The organism is Iodobacter violaceini (assembly GCF_011601265.1).
Classification (GTDB): Bacteria; Pseudomonadota; Gammaproteobacteria; order Burkholderiales; family Chitinibacteraceae; genus Iodobacter; species Iodobacter violaceini.
In genome coordinates, this window is the sequence record NZ_JAAOLX010000003.1 from 87,108 (window position 1) to 101,464 (window position 14,357).

Here is a 14,357-nt window from a genome sequence, read left to right on the forward strand (position 1 = left end):
AGCTACAGATTGCCCTTAAATTGATATAACAGAAAAAAAATACACCGCGAAAGTGAAAACTTTTGCCAGAGTATTCATAGCGCGTCTGACATCGCTGCCAAGGTCTGTATAATGCCGTCGATACGCGTAGTAGCATGCCGTGCTCAGGCGGCTCGCAGAAAAATTACAAGACAAAGTACAGATTTTGCCGGGTTTGCAGCGCCAATAAAGAGTTATTGGTTAATAACACGATGAAATATGGGCTGGTCAGGTGATTTTACAGCCAGCTGATACTAAGCCCGACAGGCTGCCAGGAGCTCTCCGCACTTCGCACTTACTTGGTTCAAAAACTGGTTCAAAAATGATTCGCAAATTGATCGGCAAAGTTTTACGCCGCCCAGGCAAACGTGTGCTGCACGCCAAACACTACGGCATCCGCCGGGAACAACTTCATTCTGGCGCACTTAAAGTGTGTGACCGCCTGCAAGATGCGGGCTTTGAAGCCTACATCGTCGGTGGCGCTGTACGAGATTTAATGCTGGATAAATCGCCCAAAGATTTTGATGTGGCCACCAGCGCCACACCAGAACAAGTACGGCATGTGTTCCACCGCTCGCGCATTATTGGCCGCCGCTTTCGTATTGTGCATGTGCCCTTTGGTGAAGAAATCATCGAAGTCACCACCTTCCGTGGCGCCAGTGAAGCCCCGACTGACGCCAGTGGCCGCATCCTGCGCGACAATGCCTATGGCGATATTGAAGAAGATGCTTCCCGCCGTGATTTCACCGTCAACGCGCTGTACTACAACCCGCGCACTGAAGAAATCCTGGATTTCCATCATGGCGTGGCCGATCTGGAAAACAAACGCCTAACCATTATTGGCGATCCGGATGTACGCTACCGCGAAGACCCGGTGCGTATGCTGCGTGCTATTCGTCTTTCGGCCAAGCTGGGCCTCTCCATTGCGCCTGCCACCAAAACACCGATTCTGATTCACGCCAAGCTTCTGGAAAACATCCCTTCAGCGCGTTTATTTGATGAAATGATGAAGCTGCTTTTATCAGGCAGTGCATGGGCGTGTTTGATGTCCCTGCGCGAAAATGGCCTGCATAAGCTGCTGTTTCCGCTTTTGGAAAAACAACTCTCCAAGCCCGATACCACGGCCTTTTTGCGCAAAGCGCTGGAAAGCACCGATCTGCGGATTAACGAAGATAAACCTGTTTCTGCCGGTTATATTTTTGCAGCCCTGCTCTGGCATGAAGTAGAAGCCGACTGGATTAAGCGCCAGGCTGCAGGTGAATACCCTGTGCCCGCTCTGGTTGAAGCCATGAATACGGTAGAGAGCAAGGTGCAAAAGCGCATGGCGATTCCAAATCGCTATGGCGCGGCCATGAAAGAAATCTGGTTATTGCAGCCCCGCTTTGAACAGCGTGTGGGCACCCGCCCATGGCGCTTAATGGAGCAGCAACGCTTTCGCGCCGCTTATGACTTTTTAATCCTGCGTGCGGAATGCGGCATGGTTGAAAAATCGCTGGGTGATTGGTGGACACGTTTTCAGAATGCCGACGAAGACGCTCGTATGGCCCTGATGGCTGCCGCTGCAGACAATGGCAAGCCTAACCCGCAAGCTAAAAAACGCCGCCGCCGCAAACCCGGCCCGAAGGGCGAATAAGTTAAGTAAAACCCAAACCTTGAGCAGCACTTTAAGCACACAGACAGCAACGCCAGTAAAAAACGCGCTTTTTGTTGTCTTATCAAGCGCAGCGTCTTACAGACAAGCCATCGTGCAGGGTATTGAATTTAGCCTTGATAATGGCCATGTATTCTGCTTTTAGACGCAGTGTTTTGTGGCTGCCGGTCTCAAGTTTTGGGTTTCTGTTTTTTTAGCGGTATGCAATGGATTCCCCAATGAGTACGGTCGCTTTTATTGCGCTGGGTGCCAATTTGGGCCAGCCTGTTTTGCAATTGCAACACGCTTTAAATTTGCTCGCTAAACTGCCAAACAGCCAGTTACTGCAGCAATCGGGCTTTTACAGCAGCAGTGCCATCGGCTACACCGATCAGCCCGATTTTATCAATGCCGTTGCCAGGCTGGAAACCTCGCTCAGCGCAGCAGCCTTGCTGCAAGCCATGCTGGCCATCGAGGCCGAATGCGGAAGGCAGCGTACTTTTCAGGATGCGCCCCGCACCCTGGATTTAGATCTGCTGCTGTATGGCGATGAGCAGATCCGGCAAGATCATTTGATTGTGCCGCACCCGCGTATGCATCAAAGGGCGTTTGTACTCCGGCCCCTTACCGAAATTGCCCCCGAAGTGATTATTCCAGGCCTTGGTGCCGCCAAAGATTTTCTGCCATCCGTAGCAGATCAGGCCTTAAGTGTTCTTGCCGCAGAGTAAAAACCTGAGCGCCAGCAGATTTAAGCGCGCACTGCCGTCGCATGCTTGCCTGAAGAAAAACGCTGTTTTTTGAAAGAAAATGCATGGAATTTGACCCAATACTGCTTTTACGCAGCAGAACAGTCTTAAATCCGGCAGTCTCCTGATGTAGACTTGCTGCATTGCGTCACCAACGCCAAACTTCCATGGATTACCCATTACCATGAAAACCACTGTTAGTACCTTGCAGAACATGAAGCAAGCCGGGCAAAAAATCACGATGCTCACTTGCTATGACGCCAGCTTTGCCAGCCTGCTGGATGATGCAGGAGTAGAAATCCTGCTCGTTGGCGATTCCTTAGGCAACGTCATTCAAGGTCACACCTCCACCCTTCCCGTCAACCTTGCCGATATGGTTTACCACACGCGCTGTGTGGCCCGCGGCAGCAAAGATGCGCTTGTGCTGGCCGATCTTCCTTTTGGCAGCTATCAGGTTTCCCCGCAGCAAGCCTACGCCAGTGCCGCCGAGCTGATGGCAGCAGGCGCTGAAATGGTAAAGCTGGAAGGCGGCATGATTATGGCCGAGACAGTTGATTTCTTAGCTAACCGCGGCATTCCGGTCTGTACTCATATTGGCTTGCAACCGCAATCAGTGAATGTATATGGCGGCTATAAAGTTCAGGGAAAAAGCGAATTTGACGCCGAAGTGCTCAAACGCGACGCCCTTGCCCACCAGGCTGCAGGCGCGGCCCTTGTGCTGATGGAAATGGTGCCGGCTCATGTTGCAAAAGCCGTTACAGAAGCCCTTACCGTACCAACAATCGGTATTGGCGCAGGCGTAGATGTTGATGGCCAGGTCTTGGTTCTGCACGATATGCTGGCCGTTTACCCTGGCAAAAAAGCCCGCTTTGTTAAAAACTTTATGGCAGGCAGCCACAGCATTCAAGCCGCCGTTGAAGCCTATGTAAAAGCGGTGAAAGGCATGACTTTCCCCGCTGATGAACATAGCTTTTAAGCCACTGTCTCTGCCGCCCGGGGCCGGTTTTACCCGCCTTGGGCGCTGTACTTTTAACTACGGTTATTTATGAAAATCATCCATAGCATTGAAGAGCTGCGCGCATGGCGTGCCACAGTTGGCACAGTTGCCTTTGTCCCCACCATGGGCAATTTACACGCCGGCCACATGACCTTAATTGATGCTGCACGCAAAGAAGCTGAGCATATTGTGGTCAGTATTTTTGTGAACCGCCTGCAATTTGGCCAGGGCGAAGATTTTGAAATCTATCCGCGTACCTTAGAGCAGGATGCCGCGCTGATTGCAGCACAGGGTGGCGTGGATGTGATTTTTGCACCAGACGAAAAAGTCCTCTACCCCAAAGTGATCCAGCAATATCAGGTAGAACCGCCAGCAATACAAGATGAGCTGTGCGGCGCATTCCGCCCGGGCCATTTCCGCGGCGTAGCGACGGTAGTTACCAAGCTGTTTAATATTGTGCAGCCTAATGTAGCCTGTTTCGGCAAAAAAGATTACCAGCAGCTTTTTGTTATTAAAAGCATGGTGGAAGACTTAAACCAGCCGGTCAGGATTGTGCCCGTAGACACAGGCCGTGCAGCAGATGGCTTGGCGCTTTCTTCCCGCAACGGCTATCTCAGCGCGGCACATAAGCTTGAAGCCACCCGCATTTATCATCATCTGAGCCGCATGAAAGCCGCCATTGAAGCAGGGGAGCGTGATTACGAGCGCCTCAGCGCAGAAACTACCGGCGACTTACTGGCTCACGGCTGGGTCAGCGTGGATTATGTAGAAATGCGTAATGCACTGACGCTCAAACCTGCAGCGGTAAACGATCACCAGCTTGTGATCCTGATCGCCGCGCGCCTGGGCCACACCCGCCTGATTGATAATATCGAAATCAGCTTGTAATCAAATGAGCGGGCAAATTGCCCGCTCATTGATGCTCAGGAACAACATCCCAACAAGCGCATAAGCACGCTGCAACACATCGGCCTGCCCGCATTAATCGCCGCATCCAGCCTGCCACCCCTTGCTTTTTCCGCATCCCAAATGCGGTTCTCCCTTGTTCATCCCCGCTATCCCAAGCCTTTTTTCAAAACCAAACCTGATAAAACCGGGCAAAGGTAAGCCATTACGCCTGCCTGCTTGCAAAAAACTTATTGGCAAGACAAGGCAATAAATAGCTTCTTCTACTAAATTGAGGAAATGCCGACAGATTAAACAGATGCCCAGCATGCAACACCTTTCTATATCGACCACGCCATGAAAGCAGCCTTCTTAAAAAAAGACGGGGTAATCGGTGTCGCCGTGCTGCTGGTATATCTGGCTACTTTGCTGTTTACCTCTTTGATATCCAACCTTGAGCAGCGCGCTTACGATGCCGGGGTAAAGCTGACTTCCCGCAATATTGATGCACGGATTGCCGTTATCGCCATTGATCAGACCAGTATCGACAATATCGGGCGCTGGCCATGGTCACGTGAAATTCATGCCCAGCTGATTGATAAGCTGGCAGGTGCAGGGGCCAAAGTCATTGCCACAAGCGTGTTCTTTACCGAGCCGCAGCAAGACCGGGGCCTTGTATATATCGAAAAACTGTATCGCCTGTATAAAGAAGACGCCTCAGCGCCCAACAGCGTGACATGGGCGGCCATGGGGTCGGTTTTTAACGAAGCAGTTGTTAAGCTCAATGTGGATCAGCAGCTGGCTGGCAGCGTAGCTAAGGCAGGTAATGTCATTCTGCCGATGCTGTTTGAATTAGGCGAGGCGCAGGGCGAGCCAGATAAACCGCTCCAGCCTGCCGTCAGAAAATGGGAGCTGGAGGCCACAGGCAACCCCTCCAATGGCTGGCCCACTTCGGCCAGAGGTGCAACTCAGCCTTTAAGCATGATTGCCGCCAGTGCAGCAGGGATTGGCAGCGAAAGCATTGTGCCGGATGACGACGGCGTCGTGCGCAGCATTCCGCTGGCAGTGCGCTATTTCGATCAGATTTATCCAACCTTCCCGCTTGTCGCTGCGGCCAGAAGCCTGAACCTTGGCCCTAAGCAAATTAAACTCAGCCTTGGCGAATCAATCAGCCTTGCAAAGGTAAAACTGCCTGTCAGTGCCGATGCTGCTTTTCGCCCTTATTTCTACCCCAACCAAAATGGCAAGGCCGCCTTTCCTGTTGATTCTTTTTACGATGTGCAGGCAGGGAAAATCCCGCTGGATAAATACAAAGGCAAAATTGTATTAATAGGTGCAACCGCACTGGGCATCGGCTCATCTTTAGTCACGCCCATTTCCCCTAATGAAGCCCCCGTGATCATTGCGGCCCACACCTTATCCAGCCTGCTGCAACAGCATTATTTTGTATCCCCATCCTGGAGCCCGCTGTTTTCACTGGCGCTGGCGCTTCTGATTACCCTCTATCTTTCCTTGTTGTTGCCCAGGCTCAAAGCCGGCCCGGCAGCCATGCTGACCAGTGCCCTCTTTCTGCTGCTTTTAATCAGCCACTTTGTGCTGATGAGCCAATCCATGCTGTGGATTCATTTAATGGGGCCAGCCAGCTTATTACTGCTCGGCCATGGTTTACTCACCACCAAACGTTATTTAGTCAGCGAGCAAAAAGAAGAAAAATCGACAGCAGAATCTGCCGAATCCAACCGGATGCTGGGCATGGCTTTTCAGGGGCAGGGCCAGCTGGATATGGCGTTTGAAAAACTGTCCAAAGTGCCTTTAGACGATGGAATGATGGGGGTTTTATATAACCTGGCACTGGATTTTGAAAGAAAGCGTCAGTTTAATAAGGCCGAAGCGGTTTACCAGTATATGGCGGGCCACAACCCCAAATACCGTGATCTGGAAGCCAAATTAAAACGTGCCCATCAGATGTCAGAAACCGTGATGCTGGGTGGTGGCTCAGGCGGCGGCGTTAATGGCAGCATGCTGCTGGAAGACGGCAGCGTAGAAAAGCCCATGCTGGGGCGCTATCAGGTCGAAAAAGAGCTGGGCAAAGGGGCGATGGGCATCGTTTACCTTGGCAAAGACCCCAAAATTGGCCGTGATGTGGCAATCAAAACCATGTCGCTCTCGCAAGAATTTGAAGCAGATCAGCTGGATGAAGCCCGGCAGCGTTTTTTCAGAGAGGCCGAAACGGCAGGGCGGCTCAATCATCCCAATATCGTCACAATTTTTGATGCGGGTGAAGAGCACGACCTCTGTTATATCGCCATGGAATTCCTTAAAGGTAAGGACTTACTGGCCTATACCAAGGTGGACCATTTATTGCCATTGGTTGATTGTGCAAGTATTGTCCGGCAAGTTGCAGAAGCCCTGCAGTATGCCCATGTGCAACATGTAGTCCACCGCGATATCAAGCCCGCCAATATTATGTATGAGCCCACCGAAAAAATCGTAAAAGTAACCGATTTTGGTATCGCCAGAATTACTGATTCAAGCAAAACCCGCACCGGCATGGTTTTGGGAACGCCGTCTTATATGTCGCCCGAGCAGCTTTCAGGCAAAAAAATAGATGGCCGCTCTGATTTATTTTCCCTGGGGGTCATGCTTTACCAGCTCAGTACCGGCAGTCTGCCTTTCACCGGTGAATCGATGGCCGAACTTATGTACAAAATAGCCAATGATGCACCGCAGGACCCCCGGCTGATTAACCCTCAATTACCGCCCATGCTGGCCGCCATTATTATGAAAGCCTTACAAAAAGACGAAACCACCCGCTTCCAGACTGGCGCACACTTTGCGGCCGCGATGGCTAAACTTGAAGCCGGATTACGCACAAGAGAAGCTAATGCTTAACCTCTCACAAGCGCTGGAAATGGCGGGCTTAACCGATTCCGGCCTGCATCGCGATCATAATGAAGACACCATTCACTTTAATGCTGAAAAAGGCCTTGTGGTGCTGGCCGATGGTATGGGCGGCTATAACGCCGGAGAAGTAGCCAGCGGAATCGCCGTAGAAATGGTGTGCCATGTGGTGCATGACGCAATGCAATCCAACTTTCCCCTGCACTTGCAAAGGCCGGACAGCCTTTGGCCCGCAGCACATGATGTACTGATGGCAGCGGTGCATTATGCTAATCAGTCTATTTACGGCACTGCACAAAGCCAGCCACAGTGTGCAGGAATGGGCACCACACTGGTTTGCGCGCTGTTTTATGATTCACGCCTGGCCGTTGCCCATGTGGGCGATTCCAGGCTCTATCGCCTGCGGGGAGAAGAATTCATCCAGCTCACAAGAGATCACTCTTTTTTACAAGAACAAATAGACAGCGGCATCATTACGGCTGAAGACGCACGGCACTCCACATATAAAAATTTAGTCACCCGCGCAGTAGGAATAGAGAGTGGCGTACAGGCCGAATTACACGAACACGCGGTATTGCCCGGCGATATTTATTTATTTTGCTCAGATGGCCTCAGCGATATGGCGGATGATTGCGATATTGCAGACACAATTACGGCTTTTAGCAGCAATATAGAGCTTGGCAGCAGGCAATTGATCCAGCTGGCCAACGATATGGGGGGAAAAGACAATATCTCTGCCATATTAGTAAGAGTAAAAGAAGCTTTCCCGGCCAATACTGGTTTGTGGTCAAAAATGAGTGCCTGGTTTACTTAGTCAGATTCTGTTTTAAGAGCGCTGCATTTATAAAAACGGCTCACTAAACAGGTCTTTTATCCAAGAAGAGAAACAATTATGGCCAAAATCGTTCTTAGTCTGGACGGCGTTTTAATTAAAGAAATCAAGCTCAATAAAGAGCGGTTCACCATTGGCCGCCGTCCGGGTAATGATTTACAAATAGATAATCTTGCCGTATCCGGAGAGCACGCCGTATTAATCATGCAAGGCTCAAATGTACTGATTGAAGATTTAAACAGCACCAATGGCACTAAAGTGAATCATCACGATATTCAAAAAGAGCGGTTGAAAGAAGGTGATGAGATTTTAGTAGGCAAACATATTCTGCGTTATTACAGCGAAAAGCCAACTGACAACACAGACTTTGAAAAAACCATGATGATGGGCCGCCCGCCTGTGATGGCCAAACCTGCGCCGCCCTCCCCGGCCGCTGCTGCAGATATCCCGCCACCTGCTCCGGCAGCGCCTCCTGTACAGCCTTTGGCGGCCCAGCCGCAGGCAGCCCCCGCGGCCCCAGCCCAGCCCGATGTACTTCCTCAGCAACTTGGCGTCATCAAAGTGCTCTCTGGAGCCAATACCGGAAAAGAGCTGGAGCTCAATAAAAAACTCACAACACTTGGCAAAACAGGCGTGCAAGTGGCCGTTATTACAAAGCGGCCACAAGGCTATTTCCTGACCCATGTAGAAGGCGAACACCATCCCACGGTTAATAAAAAAGAGATTGGTGTCCACGCTCATTTACTGCAAGAAAAAGACATCATCGAGCTATTGGGGATCGAGATGACTTTCTTTTATCGCAGCTGAAAATGAAAGCCAGCTTCCGCAAACACTGGCCACAAGTATTACTCGGTGCACTGCTGCTGCTGCTGGCCCTGATGCACGTCCTTGGCACTCCCCGCCTTCCCACCCTCAGCCAGATAGATGTTTATCTTTACGATGTACGGTTAAGGCTGGGAATGCCGGGTGGCGTTGATTCAAGGATTGTGATTGTTGATATTGATGAAAAAAGTCTGGGCGAGCTTGGCCGCTGGCCATGGCGGCGTGATCATCTGGCAAAACTGATCGATCAGCTATTCGATCACTATCAGATTAAAACCATCGGTTTTGACGTGGTTTTTGCCGAGCCCGATGAAAGCTCCGGCCTTCCTGTCTTACGCAGAATGGCGGCCAATGAATTAAGCACAAACACCGCCTTTAAAAACGAATTAAACAGGCTGACCCCAGAGCTGGACACCGATGCACGCTTTGCCAAAGCCCTGAGTAACCGCTCTGTGATTACCGGCTTTTATTTTAGTAATGAAGCCAAAGCAGTTTCCAGCGGAACCCTCCCCCCTGCCATTCTTAAAGCAAGCGATTTAGCCCCTGTCTCTAAGCAGATTGTGGGAGGGAAAAACTATGGGGGCAATTTGCCCGGCTTGCAGCAGGCCGCCGGGCATGGCGGCCATTTTGTGCCCATTCTGGATAGTGATGGCATTGCCAGGCGTGTGTCATTAGTCGTAAAAATTGGCGAAGATTATTATCCTGCCCTCGGTTTAGCACTCGCCAGAATGGCATTAGGCCAGGAAGTGTTTTCCCCTGTGCTTGAAGAAAGCACAGAAGGTGTTTACGCGCTGGAAGCATTTCGCTTAGGCAACCGGCGCTTGCCTGTTAATGAAAACGGCTGGGCACTGATCCCCTTTAAAGGCCCGCAGGGAAGTTTTCCCTATGTTTCAGCTGCAGATGTTATTTCAGGCAAAGTAAGCCCTGAAATACTTAAAGATAAAATTGTTTTACTCGGCACCACCGCGCCAGGCTTAAAAGACTTACGCGCAACCCCGGTAGGCGAATCTTATGCAGGGGTTGAGATTCATGCCAATTTAATTGCCGCGATTCTGGATCAGTCTCTGCCCCAGCACCCCGGCTATTTATTTGGCGCAGAATTTTTGCTGCTGCTGATTCTGGGCCCGTTGCTGATTTGGGTGCTGATCCGCTTCTCACCGCTTTTTGCCAGTGTATTTTGCCTGTTGCTGATGCTTTTTCTGACTGCGGGCAATATAGCACTCTGGCACTACGCCCATCTTGATATGCCACTGGCCGCATCTTTAATGATCATTGTGGGCCTCTACACCCTGAATATGGCCTATGGCTATTTCTTTGAAAGCCGCCGTAAGCGCCAGCTCACCCAATTATTCGGCCAGTACGTTGTGCCAGAGCTGGTTGAACGCATGAGCGAAGATCCGGAAAAATACACCATGGAAGGCCAGAACCGCCCTCTTACCGTGCTATTTACCGATGTAAGAAGCTTTACCAAAATATCCGAAGGCATGCCGGCCGATGAGTTAAGCCGTTTTATGAATGAGTTTCTGACCGAAATCTCAACCGTCATCAGACATCAGCACCTGGGAACCATTGATAAATACATCGGCGATTGCGTAATGGCTTTTTGGGGAGCCCCGGTTTTTGACCCGGATCACGCCCAGAATGCAGTACTGGCCTCTTTAGAGATTCAGGAAGCGATTCATCAGCTCAACCCCAGGCTGGCCGCACGCAACTGGCCCGCCATTTCTGTTGGCGTGGGTGTCAATACAGGTAATGTCACGGTTGGTGATATGGGATCGCAATTCAGAATGAATTACACCGTCATGGGCGATGCCGTGAATCTGGCATCCAGGGTGGAGAGCTTAACCAAATATTACGGAGTGAGTATTTTGGTCAGCGAAAACACCCGCAACGCCGCCCCCAACCTGGTTTACCGCGAAATAGACCGGGTACGCGTGATGGGGAAAACAGAGGCCGTCACCCTTTACGAGCCTCTGCCACTCACCCGCCACGATGAGGCCGCACTCATCCTCTTTCATGAAAGCCTCAAACTCTATCGTAAGCAAGAGTGGGATCTGGCCGAAATGCAGCTCCTTAATCTGCAGAAAATAACCGCAGAAAACGAGCATCATCTTTACAGTGTTTACTTAGAAAGAATCCAGAATTTCAGGCGTAATCCACCCGGCAGTAACTGGGATGGCGTACATCAATTTGACAGCAAATAGCAGGCCTCTCGATGCACTTACGAATACTGGGGTGTAGTGGTGGAATAGGAGGTGCCAACCGCACCACTTCATTTCTGCTCAATGATTCGATTCTGATCGATGCCGGCACAGGCGTGGGTGACCTGAGCTTTACGGCGCTCACCCGTATTGAGCATATTTTTCTGACCCACGCCCATCTTGACCACATCGCCTGCCTGCCCATGCTGGCCGATACTATTTTAGGCAGCCGCAGCGCCCCGCTTACCGTGTACGCCAGCGAAGCCACTTTAGGAGTATTAAAAAAGCATATTTTTAATTGGGCGGTCTGGCCCGACTTTAATCAGATTCCCAGCCGTGAAGCGCCTTTTCTGCGCTATGTCACCCTTGATACAGGGCAATCCTGCCGCATAGAAGAATGCACCATTACTGCTATTCCTGCAGTACACACCGTGCCTGCTGTGGGCTATCTGCTGGACAGCGGTAAAAACTCGCTTATTTTCAGCGGTGATTCAGTCTGCAGCCCTGCTTTCTGGGACATTGTGAATGCCACTGAAAATCTCAGCCATTTAATTATCGAAACGGCATTCAGTAACCGGGAGTACGAGCTGGCCAATGCAGCCAAGCATTTTTGCCCGTTCACACTACTGGAGCAGCTCAAGCACCTCAGCCGCCCATGCCAGGTATTAGTCACCCACCTGAAGCCCGCTGATTCAGAGCTGACCATGCAAGAAATACTGCGGGACAATATGAGCTTAAGCATCAGCAGATTAGAACAAAACCAGCTGATCCATTTTTAATCAGCACCCAGAGCATGCCCTATAACACTTTAAACCCCTGAACCTTATCGCCCCAAGCCATCCGTGAGTCATCATCATGAGTCAAAAAGACAGCGCCTTACGCTTTATGCATGAGCTTCAAAGTCTGACGAACCGCATTCATGCAACACGGCATATTGATGAGATTTTGCTGGAGATCAGCGGCGAAGCGTGCGCTGTTTTTGGCGCAGAACGCCTGACTATTTATGTGGCCAATGATACGGGCAACGAAATTATTTCCAGGGTTAAAACAGGCTTGGAAGGCTTTAAAGAACTGCGCATTCCGGTAAATGACCGCAGCGTGGCCGGCTTTGTGGCCAACCATAAGCAGCTGGTTAATATCCGCGATGTCTACAACACCGAAGAGCTCACCAAATACAGCCCCACCCTGCAGTTTTTACAAGCCGTGGATAAACAAACCGGCTTTCATGCCAGAGAAATGCTGGCTGCACCTTTATTATCCGAAAACGATGGCACACTGATTGGCGTAGTGCAGCTCATCAATAATAAGCAGCAGCACCCCTTTGAGAACCAGACCGAAGACGGCATTCGCTTACTGGCAAAAACCCTCGCCATTGCTTTGCAACAGAGGCAGCAACAGCCTTTTCCATTTTCACCCCAGCATAAGTATGGCGGGCTGGTTGCCGCAAATGTGATTACCCAGGCTGCACTTCAGGTAGCCCTGCGTGAAAGCCACCGCGATAAAACCGATTTAGAAACATTGCTCAGCGAAAAATATCAGGTACCACTTGCTGCCCTTGGGCAATCGCTGGCAGGCTATTTTGGCGTGGCCTATGAAGCCTTTAAACCCGAAAGAGTAAAACCCTTAGATTTACTCAAACATATCAAACGGGAATACGCGGCAGAAAACGGATGGCTGCCTGTTGATGAGGAAAAAGAAGGCATTATTATCCTCACCACCGATCCTGAACGTATTCGTGCCAGCCACACCGTTGCCCATGTTTTCCCCAATAAAAAAGCCATTTACCGGGTAAGCACCCGGACTGAATTCCAAAAAACCCTTGATCTGTTTTTTGGTGAACAAAGCTTTGATAATAATATCGACGCCCTTCTTTCTACGATGGATGATGAAGACGCCGCCGAGCCTGTTTCACCTGAAGAAATCTCTGCGGCGCAAGACAATGAGCTGGTCAAACTCGTCAATCAGATTATTGTTGAAGCCTATAAAACCGGCGTTTCCGATATCCATATCGAGCCCTCCCCCGGCAACGAAAAGACCCGTATCCGCTTTCGCCGCGATGGCTCTTTAGTGGCTTATAAAGAAGTGCCCGCCTCTTACCGTAACCCGCTGGTCACGCGCATTAAAATCATGTGCGATCTGGATATCTCAGAAAAACGCAAACCACAAGACGGCAAAATCAAATTTAAAAAATATGTACCCGGCTACGATATCGAGCTGCGCGTTGCTACCATTCCTACCCAGGGCGGCGTTGAAGATGTGGTGATGCGGATTCTGGCCTCGGGCGAGCCCTTGCCGCTGGATAAACTGGCGCTGTCAGAGCGCACCATCACCAACCTGAAATCGGTGATCGCCAAACCCTATGGCCTGTTTTTTGTTTGCGGGCCAACCGGCTCAGGTAAAACCACCACCCTTCACTCAATACTTAAGCACCTCAACACCCCCGATACCAAGATATGGACCGCCGAAGATCCGGTTGAAATCACCCAAAAAGGACTGCGGCAGGTTCAGGTTAATAATAAAGCGGGCCTGACTTTTGCCTCCATTATGAAAGCCTTTTTACGCGCCGATCCCGACATCATTATGGTAGGTGAAATGCGCGATAAAGAGACCACCAGCACAGGGATTGAAGCCTCGCTCACCGGGCATCTGGTACTGGCCACACTGCACACCAACAGTGCACCAGAATCGATTATCCGCCTCTTAGATATGGGTATGGATCCCTTTAACTTTGCCGATGCCCTGCTCGGCATTCTGGCGCAGCGCCTTGCTAAAAGACTGTGTAAATGCAAAGAGGCATACCAGCCTGAAGCCGCAGAAATCAAGGCCATGCTGAAAGAATACAGCGAAGAGTTAAAGCAAACGACCGACTGGCAGAAGAACCCCGATCAGGCCTCAGAGACCGTATATAAAGATTGGGTAACATCGTTTGCTAATAAAGAAGGGCAATTTACGCTTTACCGCGCCAAGGGTTGTGATGCTTGTAATAACACCGGCTATAAAGGCCGTTTAGGCCTGCATGAACTCTTAGTTGGCAGCGATAAAGTAAAAAAACAAATTCAGGAACATGCACGCGTAGCCGAATTGCTCGCCACCGCGCTGGAAGAAGGAATGCGTACTTTAAAGCAGGACGGCATCGAAAAAGTACTGCAGGGCCTGACCGATATGGCCCAGATTCGCAGCGTTTGTATCAAGTAAACCATCAATATATTCCGAGCAGCGGCAAAGCTAAAAAAGACCAAAAACGCAAACCCCGCCATCAGAATGGATGTGAATAATTAAAACGCAGCAGTTTGCGTTCAATTTGCTTTGCACGGACCCAACAGAG

General features: G+C 50.5%; 11 protein-coding genes. 10 read left to right on the plus strand and 1 reads right to left on the minus strand.

What is annotated here, in order from left to right; translation table 11 throughout:
- The first annotated feature begins 340 nt into the window (after positions 1 to 340).
- The 4 genes from pcnB to panC all read left to right on the plus strand — a co-directional run bounded on the left by pcnB (position 341) and on the right by panC (position 4,279).
- Complete coding sequence (pcnB, locus tag HA050_RS06490) at positions 341 to 1,651, plus strand: polynucleotide adenylyltransferase PcnB (RefSeq protein ID WP_099396887.1); 1,311 nt, start codon at positions 341 to 343, stop codon at positions 1,649 to 1,651.
- Between the two features lie 236 nt (positions 1,652 to 1,887).
- Positions 1,888 to 2,376, plus strand: coding sequence for a 2-amino-4-hydroxy-6-hydroxymethyldihydropteridine diphosphokinase (folK, locus tag HA050_RS06495; protein WP_166823646.1), 489 nt, complete (start codon positions 1,888 to 1,890; stop codon positions 2,374 to 2,376).
- A 202-nt stretch (positions 2,377 to 2,578) separates the two neighbouring features.
- Positions 2,579 to 3,370, plus strand: coding sequence for a 3-methyl-2-oxobutanoate hydroxymethyltransferase (gene panB / locus HA050_RS06500; protein WP_166823649.1), 792 nt, complete (start codon positions 2,579 to 2,581; stop codon positions 3,368 to 3,370).
- Positions 3,371 to 3,439: 69 nt separating this feature from the next.
- A complete protein-coding gene (gene panC, locus HA050_RS06505; RefSeq protein ID WP_166823652.1) occupies positions 3,440 to 4,279 on the plus strand; it encodes a pantoate--beta-alanine ligase in 840 nt (279 codons plus the stop codon).
- 93 nt (positions 4,280 to 4,372) lie between these two features.
- On the opposite strand, the gene HA050_RS06510 is transcribed toward panC, so the two are convergent.
- Positions 4,373 to 4,606: a hypothetical protein gene (locus tag HA050_RS06510; protein WP_166823655.1), complete on the minus strand. Its 234-nt coding sequence runs from the start codon at positions 4,604 to 4,606 to the stop codon at positions 4,373 to 4,375.
- A gap of 27 nt (positions 4,607 to 4,633) precedes the next feature.
- On the opposite strand from HA050_RS06510, the gene HA050_RS06515 reads away from it, so the two are divergent.
- The 6 genes from HA050_RS06515 to HA050_RS06540 all read left to right on the plus strand — a co-directional run bounded on the left by HA050_RS06515 (position 4,634) and on the right by HA050_RS06540 (position 14,227).
- Complete coding sequence (locus tag HA050_RS06515; RefSeq protein WP_166823658.1) at positions 4,634 to 7,168, plus strand: CHASE2 domain-containing serine/threonine-protein kinase; 2,535 nt, start codon at positions 4,634 to 4,636, stop codon at positions 7,166 to 7,168.
- The gene (locus HA050_RS06520) at positions 7,161 to 7,991 is read left to right on the plus strand and encodes a Stp1/IreP family PP2C-type Ser/Thr phosphatase (RefSeq protein WP_205836329.1); all 831 of its coding nucleotides are present in this window, start codon (positions 7,161 to 7,163) and stop codon (positions 7,989 to 7,991) included. Before HA050_RS06515 ends, HA050_RS06520 begins: the two co-directional genes overlap by 8 nt.
- 78 nt (positions 7,992 to 8,069) lie before the next feature.
- Entirely contained in the window at positions 8,070 to 8,816 is a 747-nt protein-coding gene (locus tag HA050_RS06525; protein ID WP_166823661.1) for an FHA domain-containing protein, read from the plus strand.
- A 2-nt stretch (positions 8,817 to 8,818) separates the two neighbouring features.
- Positions 8,819 to 11,035: a CHASE2 domain-containing protein gene (locus HA050_RS06530; RefSeq protein WP_166823664.1), complete on the plus strand. Its 2,217-nt coding sequence runs from the start codon at positions 8,819 to 8,821 to the stop codon at positions 11,033 to 11,035.
- 11 nt (positions 11,036 to 11,046) lie between these two features.
- Entirely contained in the window at positions 11,047 to 11,811 is a 765-nt protein-coding gene (locus tag HA050_RS06535) for an MBL fold metallo-hydrolase (RefSeq protein WP_115229908.1), read from the plus strand.
- A 76-nt stretch (positions 11,812 to 11,887) separates the two neighbouring features.
- Positions 11,888 to 14,227, plus strand: a complete 2,340-nt coding sequence (locus HA050_RS06540) for a GspE/PulE family protein (RefSeq protein ID WP_166823667.1) — start codon at positions 11,888 to 11,890, stop codon at positions 14,225 to 14,227.
- The last annotated feature ends 130 nt before the right edge of the window (positions 14,228 to 14,357 follow it).